The 20,018-nt window shown below is 71.6% G+C and carries 19 protein-coding genes and 1 pseudogene; 7 read left to right on the top strand and 13 right to left on the bottom strand.

All coding sequences use genetic code 11. From position 1 onward, the window contains the following. From G5C51_RS43130 to G5C51_RS21055, 3 genes and pseudogenes are all read left to right on the top strand, one after another. A pseudogene (locus G5C51_RS43130) lies at positions 1–137 on the top strand (cupin domain-containing protein); the annotation flags it as partial. A gap of 101 nt (positions 138–238) precedes the next feature. Next, positions 239–1,096, top strand: coding sequence for an MmyB family transcriptional regulator (locus tag G5C51_RS21050; protein WP_165239687.1), 858 nt, complete (start codon positions 239–241; stop codon positions 1,094–1,096). Between the two features lie 9 nt (positions 1,097–1,105). After that, on the top strand, positions 1,106–1,429 hold the full coding sequence (locus tag G5C51_RS21055) for a TfoX/Sxy family protein (RefSeq protein WP_165239689.1): 324 nt from the start codon (positions 1,106–1,108) through the stop codon (positions 1,427–1,429). An 18-nt stretch (positions 1,430–1,447) separates the two neighbouring features. Here the strand turns inward: G5C51_RS21055 and G5C51_RS21060 are convergent, their stop codons facing one another. The 3 genes from G5C51_RS21060 to G5C51_RS21070 form a co-directional block, all read right to left on the bottom strand. After that, a complete protein-coding gene (locus G5C51_RS21060) occupies positions 1,448–2,770 on the bottom strand; it encodes a phosphatase PAP2 family protein (protein ID WP_420824837.1) in 1,323 nt (440 codons plus the stop codon). A 161-nt stretch (positions 2,771–2,931) separates the two neighbouring features. Then, the gene (locus G5C51_RS21065) at positions 2,932–3,375 is read right to left on the bottom strand and encodes a DUF1348 family protein (RefSeq protein WP_165239693.1); all 444 of its coding nucleotides are present in this window, start codon (positions 3,373–3,375) and stop codon (positions 2,932–2,934) included. Then, positions 3,372–4,025 (bottom strand): HD domain-containing protein, encoded by a 654-nt coding sequence (locus tag G5C51_RS21070; protein WP_165239695.1) that lies wholly within the window; start codon positions 4,023–4,025, stop codon positions 3,372–3,374. Before G5C51_RS21070 ends, G5C51_RS21065 begins: the two co-directional genes overlap by 4 nt. A 128-nt stretch (positions 4,026–4,153) precedes the next feature. Between G5C51_RS21070 and G5C51_RS21075 the strand changes: the two genes are divergently transcribed. Next, on the top strand, positions 4,154–5,125 hold the full coding sequence (locus G5C51_RS21075) for a GlxA family transcriptional regulator (protein ID WP_165239697.1): 972 nt from the start codon (positions 4,154–4,156) through the stop codon (positions 5,123–5,125). Here G5C51_RS21075 and G5C51_RS21080 read toward each other — a convergent pair. Together G5C51_RS21080 and G5C51_RS44095 are read right to left on the bottom strand one after the other, a co-directional pair. Next, positions 5,070–6,266, bottom strand: a complete 1,197-nt coding sequence (locus G5C51_RS21080; RefSeq protein ID WP_165239699.1) for an MFS transporter — start codon at positions 6,264–6,266, stop codon at positions 5,070–5,072. The two genes, G5C51_RS21075 and G5C51_RS21080, sit on opposite strands and share 56 nt — an antisense overlap. A 77-nt stretch (positions 6,267–6,343) precedes the next feature. Continuing rightward, positions 6,344–7,492 (bottom strand): LuxR C-terminal-related transcriptional regulator, encoded by a 1,149-nt coding sequence (locus G5C51_RS44095; protein ID WP_206314130.1) that lies wholly within the window; start codon positions 7,490–7,492, stop codon positions 6,344–6,346. Positions 7,493–7,602: 110 nt separating this feature from the next. Here G5C51_RS44095 and G5C51_RS21090 point away from each other — a divergent pair, with 110 nt between their 5' ends. Next, entirely contained in the window at positions 7,603–8,097 is a 495-nt protein-coding gene (locus G5C51_RS21090; RefSeq protein ID WP_165239701.1) for a cupin domain-containing protein, read from the top strand. A gap of 9 nt (positions 8,098–8,106) precedes the next feature. Next, positions 8,107–8,433, top strand: a complete 327-nt coding sequence (locus tag G5C51_RS21095) for a Cif family virulence factor (protein WP_165239702.1) — start codon at positions 8,107–8,109, stop codon at positions 8,431–8,433. Between the two features lies 1 nt (position 8,434). Here the strand turns inward: G5C51_RS21095 and G5C51_RS21100 are convergent, their stop codons facing one another. Beyond that, entirely contained in the window at positions 8,435–10,432 is a 1,998-nt protein-coding gene (locus tag G5C51_RS21100) for a sulfatase (RefSeq protein WP_165239703.1), read from the bottom strand. 138 nt (positions 10,433–10,570) lie between these two features. Here G5C51_RS21100 and G5C51_RS21105 point away from each other — a divergent pair, with 138 nt between their 5' ends. After that, positions 10,571–11,614 carry a glycoside hydrolase family 130 protein gene (locus G5C51_RS21105; RefSeq protein WP_165239704.1) on the top strand — a complete coding sequence of 348 codons (1,044 nt, stop codon included), beginning with the start codon at positions 10,571–10,573 and terminating at the stop codon, positions 11,612–11,614. On the opposite strand, the gene G5C51_RS21110 is transcribed toward G5C51_RS21105, so the two are convergent. From G5C51_RS21110 to G5C51_RS21140, 7 genes are all read right to left on the bottom strand, one after another. After that, positions 11,566–12,081 carry a (2Fe-2S)-binding protein gene (locus G5C51_RS21110; protein ID WP_165239705.1) on the bottom strand — a complete coding sequence of 172 codons (516 nt, stop codon included), beginning with the start codon at positions 12,079–12,081 and terminating at the stop codon, positions 11,566–11,568. The genes G5C51_RS21105 and G5C51_RS21110 overlap by 49 nt on opposite strands. After that, positions 12,072–12,971 (bottom strand): FAD binding domain-containing protein, encoded by a 900-nt coding sequence (locus tag G5C51_RS21115; RefSeq protein ID WP_165239706.1) that lies wholly within the window; start codon positions 12,969–12,971, stop codon positions 12,072–12,074. Before G5C51_RS21115 ends, G5C51_RS21110 begins: the two co-directional genes overlap by 10 nt. Positions 12,972–12,980: 9 nt before the next feature. Then, the gene (locus G5C51_RS21120; protein ID WP_165239707.1) at positions 12,981–14,357 is read right to left on the bottom strand and encodes a UbiD family decarboxylase; all 1,377 of its coding nucleotides are present in this window, start codon (positions 14,355–14,357) and stop codon (positions 12,981–12,983) included. A 75-nt stretch (positions 14,358–14,432) separates the two neighbouring features. Beyond that, positions 14,433–15,368, bottom strand: a complete 936-nt coding sequence (locus tag G5C51_RS21125) for an amidohydrolase family protein (protein ID WP_165239708.1) — start codon at positions 15,366–15,368, stop codon at positions 14,433–14,435. Between the two features lie 68 nt (positions 15,369–15,436). Next, positions 15,437–17,695 carry a molybdopterin cofactor-binding domain-containing protein gene (locus G5C51_RS21130; protein WP_165239709.1) on the bottom strand — a complete coding sequence of 753 codons (2,259 nt, stop codon included), beginning with the start codon at positions 17,693–17,695 and terminating at the stop codon, positions 15,437–15,439. Between the two features lie 61 nt (positions 17,696–17,756). Further along, positions 17,757–18,476: a GntR family transcriptional regulator gene (locus tag G5C51_RS21135; RefSeq protein ID WP_165239710.1), complete on the bottom strand. Its 720-nt coding sequence runs from the start codon at positions 18,474–18,476 to the stop codon at positions 17,757–17,759. Between the two features lie 17 nt (positions 18,477–18,493). Then, positions 18,494–19,912, bottom strand: a complete 1,419-nt coding sequence (locus G5C51_RS21140; RefSeq protein ID WP_165239711.1) for a nucleobase:cation symporter-2 family protein — start codon at positions 19,910–19,912, stop codon at positions 18,494–18,496. Positions 19,913–20,018: the final 106 nt, after the last annotated feature.

The following is a 20,018-nucleotide window of genomic DNA, read 5'->3' on the forward strand; positions in this document are numbered from 1 at the left end:
CCCCGCCGGGCGAGGAGCACTGGCACGGCGCCGCCCCGGACCACTTCATGACCCACATCGCCCTGTGGGAGACCGACGAGGTCGCCTGGCTCGACCACGTCACCGACGCCGAGTACGGCGGGCCGCGGGGGGCGACCGCTGTCCAGGAAACCGCAGGTCAGGCGGCTGGGGAAGGGACGGCTGGGCCAGGTACTGACATGACCCCCCACCCCGGTGGCCGCCGACTTAACCTGGCAATGTGGACATCAAGAGCGACATCCGCGAGTTCCTGGCCTCCCGCCGCGCGAAGATCACGCCGCAGCAGGCCGGGCTGCCCGCGTACGGCGGCAACCGGCGCGTGCCGGGGCTGCGCCGCGAGGAGGTCGCCCTGCTCGCCGGGGTCAGCGCCGACTACTACGTGCGCCTGGAGCGCGGGCATCTCGCCGGCGCCTCCGACGAGGTCCTCGACGCCGTCGCACGTGCCCTCCAGCTGGACGACGCGGAACGCGCCCACCTGTACGACCTGGCCCGGGCCGTGGCCAAGCGCCCCGCCCGCCGCGGCAAGCGCGCCCGGGGCCCGCTCCCGGACAGCGTGCTGCGGGTCCTGGACTCGATGACGGACACCCCGGCCTTCATCCGCAACGGCCGGCTCGACATCCTCGCGGTCAACCGCCTCGGCCGCGCGTTGTACGCCCCGCTGTACGCCGCCGACGCCCCGCGCCCGGTCAATATCGCCCGCTTCCAGTTCCTCGACCCGGCGGGCCGGGACTTCTTCCCGGACTGGGAGGCCTCCCTCAACACCACCGTCTCGCTGCTGCGCACCGAAGCCGGCCGCGCCCCCAACGACACCGAACTGACCGGCCTCATCGGCGAACTCGTCACCCGCAGCGAGGAATTCCGCACCGCCTGGGCACAGCACAACGTCCGCCTGCACCTCACCGGCACCAAGTCCTTCCACCATCCGGCCGTCGGCGTCCTCACCCTCGACTTCGACGCCATGGACCTCCCGGCCCAGCCCGGCCTCACCCTGACCGCCTACAGTGCCGCCCCCCACACCCCGGCCCACGACGCGCTCCAGCTGCTGGCGTCCTGGGCGGCCACCGAGATCGCGGGCTAGCGTGACGACATGGCTTACGACGAGGTGCTGGCGGCGCGGATCACGGAGCGGCTGGAGCCCGAGGGCGTGGCCGCGAAGAAGATGTTCGGCGGACTTGCCTTCCTCCTCAACGGGAACGCGATGGCGAATCTGTACGCCGAGGGCCTGATGGTGCGCGTCGGAGCCGACGGGATGGCTGAGGCCCTCTCCCGCCCGGGCGCCAGGCAGCTGATGTTCAGGGGCAAGCCGCAGAACGGCTGGGTCGTTCTGGCGGAGGAGACCCTCGACGACGATGTCCTGGACGACTGGCTGCAGTGGGCGATGGAGACCACCGCGGAGCTGCCGCCCAAGTAGGCCCCGCGCGCGGCTGCGTCAGAGCGCGCCCTGCTGGGTGCGGTCGGGGAGCCGTTCCGCGGCGAGTTTGCCGGCGCGGATGAGGGGTGGGTCCTGTTCCTGGGCCGGTGGGGGCTTCGGGTCCCATTGCCTGGTGAGGCGGACGTAGGCGTGGATGACTGAGCCCATCGCCAGGATCAGGAGCGGGCCGAAGAGGAACGGGTAGCGGTACATCTCCATCGGGAGATAGCGGTACGACAGCAGGAGGGCGGCGAAGACCGTCGCTCCGTAGCCCACCAGCAGGATGCCCTGTCGCTCCCAGCCGCGGGCGAGCGAGCGCATCGCGACCTCGATGGTGAGGGCGAAGACGACGCCCGCTATGAGATCCACGCCGTAGTGATATCCGAATCCCAGCGTCGCGGCGAGCGTAGCTATCAGCCAGAAAGTGCCGGCGAATCGCACCGGCCGCGAACCGTGGCGGGAATGGATGAAGAGCGTCGTGGCCCACGCCGTGTGCAGGCTCGGCATGCAATTGCGCGGGGTTATTCCGTCGAAGGGAATCGGATACGGAATCTGGATCGACGGCAGGGCGCTCGGCCACAGGTCACCCACCGCCCAGGCGCCGCCCTCGGCGCCGTAGGCGTAGACCGGGCCGACGACCGGAAAGATCATGTAGAACGCCGGTCCGATCAGGCCGATCACCAGGAAGGTGCGCACCAGGTGGTGGCCCGGGAAGCGGCCCTCGGTCGCCACGTGGCGCAGTTGATACAGCGCGACCAGGGCCGCCGCCAGCGGCAGCTGGCCGTAGACCGCTCCGAGCAGGCCCTCGCCGAGCGGCCCGGAGGCCTCGACCAGCCGCCCGGCCAGCCAGGACGGGTCGCCCAGGGCGTGGTCGGCGGCGGCGACGTACGGGTCGAGGACGACCGGGCGGGTCTCGGACGTGATGAGCAGCCAGGTGGCGCCGGTTTTGTGGCCGGTCACCAGCAGCAGGCCGAGGCCGACGCCCTTGAGGAGCAGCAGGCGTGCCTTGCCGGTGCGGCGGGTGACGGCGATGACCGCGCCGGCGAGGATCACCCACAGGGCGCCGTTGCCGAAATTCAGGTGGGCGTCGACCATCAGGCGCACCAGGAAGAAGACGACGTCGATGCCGATGGCGACGCCGGCCGCGATAAACCGCTCCCGGCGGGTGAGCACCACCATCATCAGCGCCAGGCCGCCGTAAAGAAGCGGGCCCGAATGCGGGGCGAAAATCAGCTCTTGCGCCTGATCCGAGAGCGGCCCGCGATGGCCGTAATGCCGCGCGACGATCTCCAGGGTGATCAGAAATCCGAGGAACACCCCTCCCGCCCCGGCCCACAGCAGTGCCCGTCGGTGCCGCCGCACGGCGCCCAAGCCCATCTCTCCGCCACCCCCGTCTGTCCCTCGTCGCGACAGTGTGCCTCGGACGTGGGCCTCCTGACCAGCGGGAAAACGTCAGGTGTCGGGCAGACCACAGCCGCTGATGGCGGGGCCGGGGCCGGAGATCACCGTTCCCGGGGCCCGAAGATCCGCCGCTCGCCCTCCTCGATGCGGGTGTCGTTGATGCTCGCCTCTCGCCGCCGCATCAGGCCGTTGCCGTCGAACTCCCACAGCTCGTTCCCGTACGACCGCCACCACTGCCCGGCCTCGTCGCGGCACTCGTACCGGAAGCGCACGGCGATCCGGTTGCCGCCGTACGTCCACAGCTCCTTGCGCAGCGCGTAGTCCCGCTCGCGTGCCCACTTCGCGCGCAGGAAGTCCTCGATCTCCGCCCGGCCGTGGAGGAAGACGTCGCGATTGCGCCACTCCGAGTCGGGGGTGTACGCGAGCGCCACCCGCGCCGGGTCGCGGGTGTTCCACGCGTCCTCCGCCGCCTGCACCTTGGCTCGGGCGTCCGCCTCCGTGAAGGGCGGCAGCGGAGGGCGCGGCTCCTCGGTCGCGGCGCTCACTCCGACCACCCCGAGTTCTCGATGACGTCCACGAAGTCGGTACGGGCGAAGCCCGGCTCGTAGCGCGCCAGCACGTCCGCCTTGACGTTGCCGAAGGTGGTCTGCGGGCGGTGCGCGATGCCGTCGTGGAAGGCGCCCAGGATGCGCCGCTTGAAGTCCGGGCGCGGGTGCGCGGCCACCACCTCCGCGCGGGCCGCGTCCGGCACCTTGTCGAGGCCGATGCCGAGCACGTCGAACTCCACGCCGGCCGTCACCAGCGCGACCTCCGGCTCCATCCGCTCCGGGATGCCGGGCGTGGTGTGCAGCGCGATCGCCGTCCAGACGCGGCGGACGGCGTCCTCGCCGATGCCGTGCTCGGCCAGGAAGCGGCGGGCCTCGTCGGCGCCGTCGATCTCGAAGCGCTGGTGATCGGTGCGGTACGCCTCCGTCAGACCGAGGTCGTGGAACATCGCGCCCACGTAGAGCAGCTCCGGGTCGTACGACAGGCCGCGGCGGGCGCCGGCCAGCGCGCCCCACAGGTAGACGCGGCGCGAGTGGTCGTAGAGCAGCGGGCCGGCGGCCTCGCGGACCAGCTCGGTGGCCTCGCGGGCGAGGCGGCTGCCGGGGATCTCGACGCCGGCGATACGGGCCGGGGTGAGGGTCGGGGACATCGGTGGGGCCTCCAGGTCGTTGTCGTCCTTACGGCTTCGATCCTGGCGCCAGGGCGGACGCCCGCGCGATGTCCATCCGGCCAGCGATCCCACACATTCGGACATGGCCTCCGGCTAGGCTCGCGGGCATGTCCCGCGCCTCCCGATCCGTCGCCGTCCTCGCCTACGACGGCGTCCGGCTGCTCGACGTCACCGCCCCGCTCGAGGTCTTCGCGACCGCCAACGAGTGCGGCGCCCGCTACGACGTCACCCTCTGCTCCCCTGACGGCGCCCCGGTGACCGCCGCCACCGGCACCCGGCTGCTGCCCGAGGCGGCGGCCGCGGACCTCGGCCGCGTCCACACGCTGATCGTGCCGGGCTCCCCCACCCTGCCGACCGCGCCGGTGCCCGAGCAGCTGCGCGCGGCCACGACCGCGCTCGCCGGCCGCGCCCGGCGGGTGGCCTCCGTGTGCACCGGCGCCTTCGTGCTCGCCGGCGCCGGGATGCTCGACGGCCGCCGCGCCACCACCCACTGGCGGCATACGGGGCTGCTGGCGCGCGCCCATCCCCGTATCGCGGTGGAGCCGGACTCGATCTACGTACGGGACGGGCGGGTGCTGACGTCCGCCGGGGTAAGCGCCGGGATCGATCTGTGCCTGGCGCTGGTGGAGGAGGACGCCGGGCCCGAGGTGGCGCGTGAAGTGGCGCGCGATCTGGTGGTGTTCCTGCAGCGGCCGGGCGGGCAGTCGCAGTTCTCGGTGCCGGCGCGGACGCCTCGGCCGCGTCACGACGTGCTGCGTACGGTCCTCGACGCCATCCACGCCGACCCGGCCGCCGACCACTCGGCCCCGGCGCTCGCGGCCCGCGCCGGGGTGAGCACCCGCCACCTCGCGCGACTCTTCACCGATCAGGTCGGCGACACGCCCGCGATGTACGTGGAGGCCGTACGGTGCGAGGCCGCGCAGGCGCTGCTGGAGGCGGGCGAGGCGGTGTCGGCGGCGGCGCGGCGGTCAGGGCTCGGCAGTGACGAGTCGCTGCGCCGGGCGTTTCTGCGCCGGTTCGGGATCACGCCGTCGGCGTACCGGGCGCGGTTTGCGACCGCGGTGCCGGCCGCCCGATAGCGGGCTGCAGCCGGCAGGACAGGGCCGCGCACAGCACCGACAGCACCACCAGCGTGACGCCGGCCCAGGGCGTCCAGTCGATCCCGGCGAGGCTGATCACCGCGCCGCCCAGCGCGGCGCCGAGGACCACGCCCAGGTGCATCGCCGAGGTGTTCAGGGCGACGCCCGCGCTGCCGCTCTCCGGGTCGCTGCCGAGCAGATAGCTCTGCACCGCCGGGGAGATCATCCAGCTGATGGTGGACCAGGCCATCAGCGCGGCCAGCAGCAGCCAGGGGTGTCCGAGGCTCAGCGGGATCGCCAGCATGGCTACGGCGAAGAGCACCGGCACCACCACCAGCGCCCGGCGATGGCCGACGCGGTCGGACAGCCAGCCGCCGAGGTAGCCGCCGCAGATGGCCGCCGAGCCGGTCAGCAGCAGGGTCAGGGCGATCCGACCGCTGTCGGTGATCCCCGCGACCTGCTGGAACCAGGGGGTGATGTACGCGAAGAGCGTGAAGTGCCCGCCCAGCAGCAGGATCGACACCAGCTGCGCCAGGTTCAGCGCCGGGCTGCGCAGCTGGCGCCGGTACGCAGCGCCGTCGGCCGGGCTGCTCAGGGCGCGGCTCGGCAGGGTGAGGCGCAGCACGGCGGCCAGCGGCAGCGAGTACAGCGCCATGACGGCGAAGATCCAGCGCCAGCCGAACCAGTCGTTGATCAGCACGCCGGCCGGCACGCCGAACACCAGCGCCCCGCTGATCCCCATGAAGATCAGGCCGATGGCGCGGCCGCGCTGCGCCGCCGGCGCCAGCTCCACCGCCAGCAGGCTGGCCTGCATGACCAGCAGCCCGCTGCAGGCGGCCATGCCGACGCGCATCAACAGCAGCGTCGTATAGCCGGGGCTCAGCGCGGCGCCGGCGCTGAAGGCGGCGAACACCCCCAGGCTGATCACCAGCAGCCGCCGGCAGTCGGCGCCGCGCGTCAGCCAGCCGAGCACCGGCACGGCGACGGCGAAGCTCAGCGAGAACACGCTGGTGAGCTGCCCGGCGACGCTCACCGACACGTCGAGGTCGGCGGCGAGCGACGGCAGCACGCCGGTGAGGATCGCCTCGGCCAGCCCGGCGGCGAAGGTGGCGAGTGTCAGCAGTAGGAGGCGAAGGTCCACGGTGGCTCCCGATTCCCAGCGGTGGGTTTCGGGCGGGTGGCCTTCGGTTGTCCCGTACGGATAGCGACCCGGGCAGGTTAGGCAGGCCCGCTCGCCGGCGTAAAGCCCTGGGCCGGGCCGCCGCGGACCGGCTTGCCGTCGAGAGTGCGCTGTTCGTTGTCCCGCAGCCGGGTTTCGTAGTGGGCGTAGAAAACCTTGGCGACGAGGTCGCGGCGGCTGCGCACACCTGCCTTGCCGAAGATGCTCTTGAGGTGCTGGCGCACGGTGTGCACGGAGATCACCAGGTCGTCGGCGATCTGCACGGTCGAACTGCCCTGCAGGATGTGCCGGGTCACCTCACGCTCCCGGGCGGTGAGGCCGTAGGCCGACATCAAGAGCGAGTAGATACGGCCCGGGTGGGCCGGCTCGATGATGACCGCGACCCGGGGCGGGCCGCCCGACTGCATGCAGGCCCCGTGCAGGACCACCCACGTACCGCGGGTGGACAGGATGCGTGCGACCCCGACCTCGCCGGGCCGTCCCGGATGCTCGCCGGTGCGCAGCGCCCGGCCGGCCAGGGCCAGCACCGCGGACGGCAGCCGCCCGGCGTCGAAGTCCCCGTCCGGGAGATCCCGCAGCCAGCGTTCTACGCCGGGGGTGGCGGATTCGACCTCCCAGCCGGCGGTGAGGATCAGCAGGCCCGGCGCGTCCGGGCCTTCCGGGTCGGTGGCTTCACCCAGCAGCAGGGCGCGGCGTGCGCCTTCGGCCAGATGCGGGGCCAGCGCCCGGACGAACCGCTTGTCCGTCTCGTCGAACATCGGCTGTCCCGGCTCACGGTAGAGGCCGAGCGCCCCCCACACGTCCCCGGCCCGCGAGCGCAGCCCGGCGATCAGCTCCTGGTCGCCGCCCAGAGCGATGTTGCGCCGCCAGCGAGGGGTGGCGGAGGGGTCGCCGCCCGTGGCCTCGTGCAGCGTGCCGATGCCGGCGGCCGAAAGCACCACGTCCGCAAGCCGGTTGACGTCGTCGCCGTAGTACTCCTCGGCGAGCCATTCGGCCGGAAAGGTGGCCAAGCCGGGCTGGTAGTGGCTGGTGACGAGCAGGGACGCCGGGTCGAGCGTGTACCAGCAGGGCGCCCAGTAGAACGGCACGGTCGTGGCGATCGCCTCGGTCGCCTCCTGCCAGAACGTCACGAGGTCGCACGGCTGTTGGGCCATCCGCGCGATCTTGTCCAGCGCCCGCTCTCTCACACCACCGACGGTAGGACCGGCTCGCGGTTCTGCAGATACCCCAAGTGGGGTATGTCCCGCCGGCGGGTGCCTGCCTAGCGTCGTCGGCACCATCTGTGAGAGGGGGATCCATGAGCGAGCAGTCGGAGGTCCGCGTTCTGGGCGCGGACGAGGGCAGGGTCGTTCCGGGCTTCGGCCACGTCGCCAACCGCTTCATGATCGACGGGGCGGACACCGGTGGACGGTTCGCGCTGGTCCAGCATCTGTTCGAGCCCAGGGCGCTGGCCGCGCCGATGCACCGGCATCACGACGAGGACGAGTACACCTTCGTCCTCACCGGCAGAATCGGCGCGGTGCTCGGCGGCACCGAGGTGGTGGCCGGCCCGGGCGACCTGATCTTCAAGCCGCGCGGACAGTGGCACACCTTCTGGAACGCCACCGATGAGCCCGCCGACGTCCTGGAGATCATCTCCACCGCTGGGCTGGAGGATCTGTTCAAGTCCTTCGAGCAGCTGACCGGCATGCCCGCCCCGGAAACGATCGCGGAGATGGCCGGCAAGTATCACGTCGATCTGGACTTCGACAGCACCTTCCCGCTCATCGAGCGCCTCGGTCTCGTCTTCTAGCCGTACGCGATGAGCGCCGGCGAGCAGACTCCGGAAGAGCTGGAGACGCTCCTCGAAGATGCCGTGCTGCTCGGCGACGCCATGGCGGTTGCCCGGTTGTTCGAGCCGGGTGGACTGCTCGTCGACGACGGTGCGGCGCGGCAGCTGCGCGGGCGCGCGGAAATACAGCAGGCAGCAGTGTGGCGTCGCGGCTATCTGGGCGAACCACGCCGGGTGCTCCAGGCGGGCGACATCGCCCTCCTCCTGGGCCCCGGCGTGGTCAACGTCGTCCACAGGGACGCCGACGGCACCTGGCGGTACGCGATCTGCGTAGTGGCGGAGGCGAACAGCGACTGAGTCACCTCCGGCGGGCGGTGAAGCCCTCCACCGTCATCGTGCCGCCGTCGATACGGGCCCCGAAGCCGTAGCGGAACTGCTTGCGCACCTCCGGGCTCTCCAGCCGCGCGTAGCGGCCGACGTCGGCGGTGAAGAGGTACTGCCAGGCCCCGTCGGCCGTGACCGCGTAGGCGGTGAGCTCGTCGCGGTGCATCGCGCACGCCAGCCGGGCGCCCGGACCCGGATAGTCGATCTTCCCGTCGAGCTGCTCGATCCGCTTCCCGGCGAGCTCGCCGTCCACCCGGGCGTCCCAACCGGCGCGCTTGAGCCGGTGGTTGTACCAGACCATGAGGTAGTTCTGCGCGTCCTTGACCAGCCCGGCAAAGAGGGTGTCCTGGTTCGGGGCGGCGCTCCCGGCGTACGAACGGGGGCTGACGATGATCGCGGCCGGTGAGTCAGTAACGGGGCGGGGCGAGCGCAGCAGCGCGAAGGCGGATGCGCCGTCGGACGCCACGGTGAGCGCGCCGTCGTCGGCGCGCACCGTGCCCGGGCGCCCGTCGGGCGCCAGCACCGTGAAGCCGGCGAGCCCGCTGCCGAAGTCCTCGTCCAGCACCACCTGCGGGTAGTTCTCCGACGTGGGCTCCGGCGGCAGCAGATCGACGTCGCGCAGGTGCCGGTCCAGGGCCGCTCCCAGTTCGCGTGTCTTTACGGGCATCCTCGCGGCCAGGTCATCGGTCTCGCCGGGGTCGGCGACGAGGTCGTACAACTCCTCCTTCCCGTCGTGCAGATACCGCAGCAGCTTGTGGCGGCCGCGGCGCACCGAGGCGCTCGGGGCGCCGGGGTTGTGCCAGTGCGGGTACACCCAGAACAGGTCGTCCCGCCGCGGCGCCGTACCACCGGACAGCAGGCCGGCGAAGCTGACGCCGTCGAGGTGCTGTCCGCGCGGGCGGGCGATGCCGGCCGCGTCGAGCAGGGTGGGCATGAAGTCGACGGTGCTGAACGGGGTGTTGACGACACGGCCCGCCGCCCCCGCCGGGTGGTACGCGATCATCGGCACCCGGACGCCGCCCTCGTACAGCGTCGCCTTGCCGCCGCGCAGCGGGTCACTGATCGCCACGCCGGTGTCGCCGCCGTTGTCCGACAGCAGCACGATGACCGTGTTCTCGGCGATGCCGAGCCGCCGCAGCGTGCCGCGGATGGCGCCGACGCCGTCGTCGATGACCTCGAGCATCGCGGCGAGGACCGGGTCCGTCCCCTTCTCCCCCGCGCCCGGCTTGGCCGCGTACTTGTCGATCAGGGGCTGCGGTGCCGCCAGCTTGGTGTGGGTGGCGTAATGCGAGAGATAGAGGAAGAACGGGGTGTCGTCGCCGTGGGCGCGGGTGATGAAGTCGACGGCCTCGAGGTTGAGGCGGCTGGTCAGGTATTCGTTCTCCTGCCGCGCGGGGAGGTCGGGCAGCATGAAGTACGGGTGGAAGTAGTCGCCGCCGGCGATGTACTTCTGCTCCGAGGCGATGACATCGGTGAAGCCGTGCGACCACGGGTTCCCTGGCCGCTCGCGTACGGGCCCGGTGTAGGTCTCGGTCTGGTGCCACTTGCCGATCAGGCCGGTGCGGTAGCCGGCGTCGCGCAGCGTCTCCGGCAGGGTGTGGTGGCTGGTCGGCAGGAAGTCGTCGCCGGTGGCGTCGAGGAACTCGGTGATCCCCACCCGGGCCGGGTACTGCCCGGTCATGATGCTGGCCCGGGTCGGCGAGCAGACGGGCGCGGCGGCGTAGCCGGCATCGAACCTGATCCCGTCCGCGGCGAGCCGGTCCATGTGCGGGGTCTCGTTGAACGTGTTGCCGTAGCAGCCCAGTTCCCGCCGGGCGAGGTCGTCGATGAGGACCACGACGATGTTGGGTTTCGCGGCGGATCCGGCGGCTCCGGCGGCGTGGGCGCCGGCCGACGAGCCGACGGCTCCGCCGAGACCGGCCGCGGCCAGCCCGCGGAGCACCGTGCGCCGGTCGGGCTTCGCTGCTGCCATGGAGAGGACCTCCCAGTCCGGTAGCGGTACACATCGCGGATCATGCACTCCCCTTGACGGCGCATGACACGCGCTGATGGGCTGTCAATCGACAACGTTGTCTGCAACGTTGTTATCGGACAAGGAGGTTGTCAAGGAATGCAGCAGAACGACCGACAGGCACCCGGCCGCCGCCGGATACTCCAGGTCTCCGCGGGCGTGGTCGGTACCGCGCTGGCGGGCTCGCTCGCCACGACCGGCTCCGCCGCGGCCACTCCGGCACGGCGCCCGCACTTCCCCGTCGGGCCCTTCACCAAGAGCGAGTCGAACCCGATCCTGCGCCCCGAGCCGGCCCACGAGTGGGAGTCGGCGTACCTCTACAACCCGTGCGCCCTCGTCGTGGACGGCCGGATCGCGCTGCTGTACCGGGCCCAGAACGCGGCGAAGACCTCCAGCATCGGGCTCGCCTGGAGCGACGACGGCCTGAACTTCAAGCGCAGGTCCGAGCCGGTGCTCACGCCGACCGAGCCGTACGAGCAGCCCGGCGGCTGCGAGGACCCGCGCGTGGTGCGGATCGGCGACACGTACTACCTCACCTACACCGGTTACGACGGCACCAGCGCGCTGCTCTGCCTGGCCACCTCCAAGGACCTGGTGCACTGGAAGAAGCACGGCCCGCTCTTCCCCGATCTCCCCGACCCGATCCACGGCGACAAGCCCTGGAACAAGGCGGGCGCCATCCTCACCACGCCCATCGACGGCAAGTACTGGATGTACTTCGGCGAGTCGAACATCTACTGGGCCACGTCCACGGACCTCATCCACTGGGAGACCGGCGGCACCGATGACCCGGTGGCCAGGCCCGTACACCCCTGGGAGGGCTCGCTGATCGAGCCGGGCCCGCCGCCGCTGATCACCGACGACGGCCGCATTCTGCTGGTCTACAACGCCCGTTCCGACGGCAAGGGCGGCTACCGGAAGGGCCAGTACTCCACCGGCCAGCTGCTCATCGACCCGGCCACTCCGAAGAAGGCCCTCGCCCGCCTGGAGCGCCCCTTCCTCGTCCCGACCTCGGAGGACGAGCAGGGCGGCCAGGTCAACCACGTCGTCTTCAGCGAGGGCCTGGTGCACTTCCGCAAGCGCTGGTTCCTCTATTACGGCATGGCGGACTCGGTGCTCGGCGTCGCCGTGTCGGAGGCGTAGCCGGGGGCCGCGCGGCGCACCGCGTCCAGGATCTTCTCGTAGCCCGTGCAGCGGCACAGATTGCCGGAGAGCGCCTCGCGGATGTCCGCGTCGGAGGGGGCGGCGTTGCGCTCCAGCAGCTCGTCGGCGGCGACGATCAGGCCCGGGGTGCAGAAGCCGCACTGGACGGCGCCGGCCTCGATGAACGCCTGCTGGATCGGGGCCAGGCCGGCGTCCTCGCCGGACTGGCCGGCCAGGCCCTCGACCGTGACGACCTCGCGGTCCTGCGCCTGGCCCGCGGCCACCAGGCAGGAGCAGACCGGCACGCCGTCGAGGCGGACCGTGCAGGAGCCGCACTCGCCCTGCTCGCAGGCGTTCTTCGAGCCCGGCAGGCCGAGGCGCTCACGCAGGACGTAGAGCAGGCTCTCGCCCTCCCAGACGTCGTCGGCCTCGACCCGGCGGCCGTTGGCCGTGAAGGTCACGCGCATCGTTCGGTCCCCTTTCCGTTGGCGCCCCGGCCGCGGTATGCGTCCCAGGTCCAGCCGAGCGTCCGGCGGGCCAGCACGGCGACCGCGTGCCGGCGGTACTTCGCGGTGCCGCGTACGTCGTCGATGGGGTCGCAGGCGCCGGCGGCCAGCTCGGCGAAGCGCGTACAGACCGACGGGGCGATGGTCCTGCCGCTGTCCCAGAAGCCGCCCTCGGCCAGCGCGCCGGCCAGGAACTCCTCGGCCTCGCGGGCGCGGACCGGCGTGGGGGCGGCCGAGCCGATGCCGGTGCGGACGGTACGGCTGTCGGGGTGCAGGGCCAGGCCGAAGGCGCAGACGGCGATGACCATCGCGTTGCGCGTGCCCACCTTCGAGAACTGCTGCGGGCCCGCGGCCTTCTTGACGTGCACGGCCCTGATCAGCTCGTCCGGGGCCAGCGCGTTGCGCTTCACTCCCGTATAGAAGTCGTCGATCGGGATCCGGCGGGTGCCGCGGACGGACGCGACCTCGACCTCCGCGCCGGCGGCCAGCAGCGCCGGATGCGCGTCGCCGGCGGGCGAGGCGGTGCCGAGATTGCCGCCCACGCTGCCGCGATTACGGATCTGCGGGGAGGCGACCGTATGGGAGGCGAGCGCAAGGCCCGGCAGTTCGGTGCGCAGCTGCTCCAGGATGCGCGTGTACGGGACGGAGGCGCCGAGGCGGACGTGGGTCTCGCCGACCTCCCACTCCTCCAGCTCGTCGATGCGGCTCAGGTCGAGCAGGTGGTCAGGGCGGCGGTGATCGAAGTTGATCTCGACCATCAGGTCGGTGCCGCCGGCGATCGGTACGGCGGCGGGGTGCTCGGCCTTCGCGGCGAGCGCCTCCTCCCAGCCGGCGGGGCGTAGAAAGTCCATCTGAGCTCCTTATGCGCGGCTGTCCGCGTCCAGCAGGCGGCGGGCGGTCTGCCGGCTCTCGTCGGCGACGGCGATCCGCACGCCGTCGAAGTCCGGTCCCCTGGTGGCGTCCAGCGCCATCCGGGAGGTGGTGCCGTCGGCCGTCGAGGACGCGTCGAGGGGGCTGCCGGGCAGGCCGTCGACGACGAATACGTCGCGGTGCGGCTGCATATGGGTCGCCAGCGCCCAGAGCACCTGGGAGTCGTCGGAGACGTCCACGTCCTCGTCGACGGCCACGACGGTCTTCAGGTACGGGTCCCAGCCCAGCAGTCCCAGCATGATCTGCCGGGCCTGGCCCGGGCGGCTGCGGCGCAGCGCCACGTAGGCGTGGAAGTGGGTGCCGGAGGTGGGGTAGTGCAGGGCGGTCACCTCGGGGAAGCGCTGCCGCAGCTTCTCGGCCATCTCCGACTCCCGCGGGATACGGGCGAGGTTGAGGTGTTCGGCCGTATTGCCGCCGACGACGTCGAGCAGCAGGGCGTCGCGGCGGCGCAGCACGGTCTCGACGGTGAGGACGTTGTGGGTGGAGCGGTCGGACGAGTAGCCGGAGAACTCGCCGAAGGGCCCCTCGTCCGCCTGCTGCCGCGGGTCGATGACGCCCTCGAGGACGATCTCGGCGCTCGCCGGCACCCGGATGCCGTGCCGCGGGGTGCGGACGACGTCCAGGGGGGCGCCGAACAGGCCGCCGGCGATGTCCCGTTCGTCGGTGTCGGCGCCCACCCGGGCGGAGGCGGCGAGCATGAAGAGCGGGTGGCCGCCGATCACCATCGCCACCGGCAGGGGTTCGCCGCGTTCGGCGGCGAGGGACAGCAGCTGCCACAGGTGGCCGCGCGAGTGCAGGCTGGTCGCCAGCTGGTTACGGCTGTGCACCATGGAGCGGTGGTAGCTGAGATTGCCCGCCCGGCCCGGCGCGTACGACGGCGCCTCGACGGCGATGACGCCGCTGGTGATGTACGGGGCGCGGTCGGAGCCGAAGTGCTGGATGAGCGGCAGGTCGTGCAGGTCCACCGCGTCGCCCTCGGAGACGCACTCCAGCACCGGGCCGTCCGCCAGCACCCGCGGCTCGGTGCGGCGCGCGGCCGCCGCCTGGTAGGCGTCGTGCAGCCCGGCCGGGTCCGTATCGAGGAGGCGGGCGACGCGGCGGCGGGAGGCGAAGACATTCGTGACGAGCGGCGTGCCGTCGAGGCCCGCCACCTTCCGGCAGACGAGCATCTCCGCGCGCCCGCGCACCGCCAGTTCCATGGCCAGCGCCGCCACGTCCTCCCCGGCGATCTTCTCGTCGACGGTCAGGACGTCCTCCGGGTGCCGGGAGCCGTAATCGGCGAGGAAGATCCGCAGGTCTTGCTGCATGGCGGCACATACTCCTTTGCGGGTGCTGCGGGGCCCGGCCGGTAGCGGCCGGGCCCCGGACCGGGCCCTGGCGCGTCAGGCGCTCGCGACCGCCGACGGGTCGAGCGAGGCGTACGTGTCGGTGAGCCGCAGCTCCGCCTCCTCGACGTTGCGCGGCGGCGGGGTGGGCTTCAGGTCGAGCAGCTTGGCCATGTTGTTGCCGAGATAGCCCTCGAGGTCCTCCTCGGAGAGGTTCATGCCCTGGGGCGGCGGGCCGCAGAGCACCTCCAGCTCACGGGCCCACATGCCGGGCTCGTTGGGCGGCGAGTCGGTGCCGAAGACCATCTGGTGGCGCTCCATCTGCTGCGCGAACTCCACGATCCGCGACTGCAGCAGCCACCCGGACTCGCCGTAGACATTCGGGCTGTCGAGGATCATGTACAGCGCCTCGAAGCAGTACACGCCGCCGGTCTGCACCCCGAAGTGCGCCAGGATGAAGTTGACGTTCGGGAACTCCCGGATGATCGGGTAGAACTGCGTCGGGATCGAGTACGGCCCGTCGCCGGTGTGGATCAGGACCACGACGCCCAGCTCGTCGCACACCCGCAGCACCGGCCGCAGCCAGTCCAGCGCCCGGTCCGGGCGGTAGGCGTGCATGTTGGCGTGGAGCTTGACCATCTTGTAGCCGTACTCCTTGACGTGGAACTCCAGCTCCTTCGCGCCGTTCTCAGGACCGAAGCGCGGGTTGTACATGAAGTTCCCGATGAAGCGGTCCGGGTACTGCTGCACCAGCTGGGTGATGTACGCCATGTAGTCGCGGATGCCTTCGCGCCCGGTGCGCATGCCCTCCTGCCAGACGCTGTTGCCGGGCGGCGGCATGATGCAGCCGTAGTCGATGCGGCGCGGCTTGCCGTTGATGATGTAGGGCCGGTCCATCATTTCGAGCATGCGCTCGCCGGTGAACGGTTCGCCGTCGTGCCGCCACGCCTGGTCGACGATGTTCGTCGGGTGCATATGGGTATCGATGATCACGTGCTGTCCTTCCAAGGATCTGTCGTGCTGTTCAGAACCGAGTGAAGGGTGGAACCCGCAGGCCCGCCTCACCCCCTTCCGGCAATGTCGTCGGGTCGCACCGGCACCCTGGCCAGCTCCAGCCCCGTCGCGTCGCGCAGGGCGTTGGCGATAGCCGGCGTGGAGGACAGGGTCGGCGGCTCGCCCACCCCGTTCAGCCCGTACGGCGAATCGGGGTGGGGAAGTTCGAGGAGGTCGATGGGGACGGCCGGCATGTCGGCGATGGTCGGGATCAGATAGTCGGTGAAGGAGGGATTGCGCACCCGGCCCTCGGCCACCTGCAGCTCCTCCATCACCGCGAGGCCGAGGCCCTGGGCGCTGCCGCCCTCGATCTGGCCGGCCACGGCGAGGGGGTTCATCGCCTTGCCGACGTCCTGCGCGGTGGCGAGCTCGACCACCTTGACGAGGCCGAGCTCGGTGTCCACCTCGACCACGGCCCGGTGGGCGGCGAAGGCGAAGGCGATGTGCGCGTCGCCCTGCCCGCGTTCGGCGTCGATGGGGTGGGTGCGGCGGTGCTTGTACTCGTACTCGGCCTCCACCGGGCCGTGTTCGGCGAGCAGGTCGGCGAGCAGGCCCTCCCCCAGCGCGGTCAGCTTCTCCCGTACGGCCTTGCAGGCTCCCTGCACCGCGCCGCCGCTCATCCAGGTGATGCGGGAGGCGGAGGACGAGCCGGCGTCTCCGACCTGCGTGTCGGCGGGCAGCACGACGACGCGTTCCACGCCCAGTTCGGTGCGGGCGATCTGGGCCTGCACGGTGACGATGCCCTGGCCGCACTCGGCGGCCGCGGTGTGGATCTCGGCGACGGGCTCGCCGCCGGTGAGGGAGAGCCGGACCCGGGCTATGGAGCGGTCGTCGACGCCGCCGGAGAAGCCGATGGCCTTGACGCCGATGGCGTAGCCGATGCCGCGGCGGACGGACTCGCCGTGGGTGGTGTTGTTCAGGCCGCCCGGCAGGGAGAAGGCTCCCGAGACCCGGGCCTCGGGCTCGGGCGGCAGTGGCCGTGCGTGCAGGCGGCGCAGCAGCTCGGCGGCGGGCGCCGGGCCGTCCACGGCCTGGCCTGTCGGCAGCACCGTGCCCGTCGTCATGGCGTTGCGCAGCCGCAGCTCCAGCGGGTCGATGCCGAGCTTGCGGGCCAGGTTGTCGAGGTTGGACTCGACGCCGTAGCAGGACTGGACGGCGCCGAAGCCGCGCATCGCGCCGCAGGGCGGGTTGTTGGTGAAGACGGAGAAGCCGTCGATCTCGGCGTGCGGCACCTCGTAGGCGCCGGCCGCGAAGTACGAGCCGTTGGCGATGACGACCTGCGAGGTGGAGGTGTACGCGCCGCCGTCGAAGAGCAGCCGGGCCTTGACGTAGACGATCTTCCCGTCGCGGGTGGCGCCATGCTCGAACCACATCTTCGCCGGGTGGCGGTGGACGTGGCCGAAGAAGGATTCCTCGCGGTTGTAGCTCATCTTCACCGGGCGGCCGGTGTGCAGGGCCAGCATCGCCGCGTGGATCTGCACGGAGACGTCCTCGCGGCCGCCGAACGCGCCGCCGACGCCGGAGAGCGTCAACCGCACCTTGTCCGGGGGCAGTCCGAGCGCCGCGCACATCTGGTGCTGGTCGTCGTGCAGCCACTGGGTGGAGACGAAGACGTCGACGCCGCCGTCCTCGCCCGGGATCGCGAGGCCGGCCTCTGGGCCGAGGAAGGCCTGGTCCTGCATGCCCACCTCGTAGACGCCCTCGGCGACCACGTCGGCGAGGCGGCGGGCCTCCTCCATGTCGCCGTGCCGGATGCGGACATGGCGGACGACGTTGCCGTCCTGGCCGTCGACGCGTTCCTCGTGCACCACCGGGCCCGCGCCCTCGACCGCCTGTTCCGGGTCGGTGAGCGCGGGCAGCTCCTCGTACTCGATGTCGATGAGCCGCAGCGCCCGGCGCGCGGTCTCGGGGTGGTCGGCGGCCACCAGGGCCACCGGCTCGCCCTGGTAGCGCACCCGGTCCGCCGCGAGCACCGGCTGGTCGGCGACCTTCATGCCGTACCGCGGGTGGCCCGGCACGTCCTCGTGGGTGAGGACCGCCACTACGCCGGGCAGCTTCAACGCGCGGGCGGTGTCGAGTCGTACGATCCGCGCCGAGGGATGCGGGCTGCGCAGCGTGGCGCCCCACACCATGCCCTCCCACCGCAGGTCGGAGGCGTAGGCGAACGCGCCCTCGACCTTCAGGGCGCCGTCGGGGCGAAGGGCGTCGGCCCCCACCCCGTCGTGGGCGGCGCCGGCCCGCTGCCCGGTGTCGGTGGCGGTGGTCACAGGCGATCACTTCCCTTCTCGCTGGCGGTGGGTGGTGGGGGGCAAGGTTCGTACGACGGCCCTAGGGGACCGCGCGGACCGAGCTCGGCCCCTCTCCTGGTTCCGGCCCGGAGGCAACGGTCTGCGCGAGGCGGATCCGCAGCCGGTCGATGTGCTCGCGCGCCGCCCGGTCGGCGGCGTCCGTGTCGCCCGAGGTCATTGCCTCGAAGATCCGGCGGTGTTCCTCGAGCGCGAGCCGCGGTGCGTCGGGGCTGCGCCACAGCGAGTGCAGCGCGAGGTGGGCCTTGCCCTGGATGGTGTCGAGGGCGGCCGTGAGGTGCGGGTTGTCGGCCACCTCGCGGATCAGGCGGTGGTACGCCACGTCCATCTCGATGTGCCGCTGCTCGTCCTCGCCTGCGGCCACCACCCGCTCGTGCTCCTCCAGCAGCTCGCGCAGCTCGGCGACCTTGGTGGCGTCGAGCCGCTCGGTCGCGAGCCGGGCGGCCAGGCCTTCCATCACCGCGCGGACGACGTAGAGCTGGCGGACGTCCTCGACGTCGACGGTGGCGACCACGGCGCCGCGGTGCGGTACATGCGTGGCCAGGCCGTCGTGGATGAGGCGCTGCACGGCTTCCCGTACCGGACTGCGGCTGATGCCCATCTGGGCCGCGAGTGCCGGCACGGACAAGGCGTCCCCGGGGCGCAGCCGGTTGGTCAGCACGGCCCCCTTCAGCTCCTCGTACGCCTGCTCCGCCAGCAGGCTGCCGCCTGCGATCGGATTCACGGCTCTTTCGGTCGGCATGATCTCCATCCCCCTTGTCACGGTGTCTCCCCGACGCGGGCTTCATGTTGCATGTAATCCTCAGACGAGTCAACGGTGTTGGCCGTCTTCTGTTGCCTCCGCGGCAGCCGCACGTGGTGGAAGAACACGTTGAGAAGCACGGCCGCCAGGGTGCCGAGGATGATGCCGCTCTCGAACAGCGCATGCAGCTGCCGCCCGGGCATCTGCTCCGCGAACTGCGGATACGCCGTGGGCAGGAAGCCGATGCCGACGCTGGCGGCGACCAGGATCGTGTTGCGCTGGTCGGTCAGGTCCGCCTGGACCAGGATCTGCACACCCACCACCGCGATGGTGCTGAAGAGCACGATGGTGGCGCCGCCGAGCACCGAGGCGGGCATCGACGCGATCGCCGCCCCGACCTTCGGCATCAGCCCGAGGAGCAGCATGATGCCGCCGGAGGCGGCCACCACCCAGCGGCTCTTGATCCCGGTCAGCCGGATCAGGCCGACGTTCTGCGAATAGACGGTGGTGGGAAAGGAGTTGAGGACGCCGGCGATGGCGGTGGCGAGGCCGTCCGCGCGCAGTGCATGCACGACCTGCTTGCCGTCCACCTCGCGGCCGACGATCCGCCCGACCGCGAAGAACTGCCCGATGCTCTCGACCGCGATGATGATCATGACCAGCACGATGGACAGGACCGCCATCGTGTCCCAGCGCGGCGCCCCGTAATGCATCGGCGCGGCCATCCCCACCCAGGACGCGTCCGAGATCTTCGAGAAGTCGGCCCAGCCCACCAGCGCCGCCACCACGGTGCCGACGCCCAGCCCCACCAGGACCGCGACGGTCGCCAGAAAGCCACGCGAGAACTTGTGCAGCAGCACGATGACGGTCAGCGTCACCGCGGCGAGGCCGAGGTGTCCGGGGCTGCCGAAGTCCTCGGCCTGCACGTTTCCACCGCCGACTTGCCTGGCCGCCACGGCCAGCAGCGTGATGCCGACGACGGCCAGGATGGTGCCGGTGACCACGGGCGGGAAGAACCGCACCAGCCTGCTGAAGACCGGCGCGATCAGGAACAGCGCGAGCCCCGCCGCGATCACCGCGCCGAACACGGTCGGCAGGCCGGCCTGCGCGCCGCCGGCCGCCAGGCCCGCGGATACGAGTGACGGCACCGCGGTGGTCGACGCGCCCTGCACGATCGGCAGCCGTATCCCGATCCCCGGCAGCCCCACCGCCTGCAGGATCGTGGCGAGCCCGCATGCCAGCAGCGAGGCGTTGATCAGGGTGCCGATGTCCTTGCCTTCGAGACCGATGCCCTCTGCCACCAGCAGTGGCATGACCACGGCTCCGGCGTAGAAGGCGAGCACGTGCTGCAGCCCGTAGACGGCCAGCCGCCAGGCGGACGGCACCTCGTCCACGGGGTCGCGTTGCTCGGAACTGCCCGTACGGAAGCGGAACATGAGCGTTCTCCCTCCCCGCCGCAGTCGCGACGGAATCGCTGCGCCCTGCCCGGTGAATATTGCATGCAACATAGGGTCACGCTGAGATCTGTCAAGGCCTCAGGGT

Source organism: Streptomyces coryli (assembly GCF_011044975.1).
GTDB lineage: Bacteria > Actinomycetota > Actinomycetes > Streptomycetales > Streptomycetaceae > Streptomyces > Streptomyces coryli.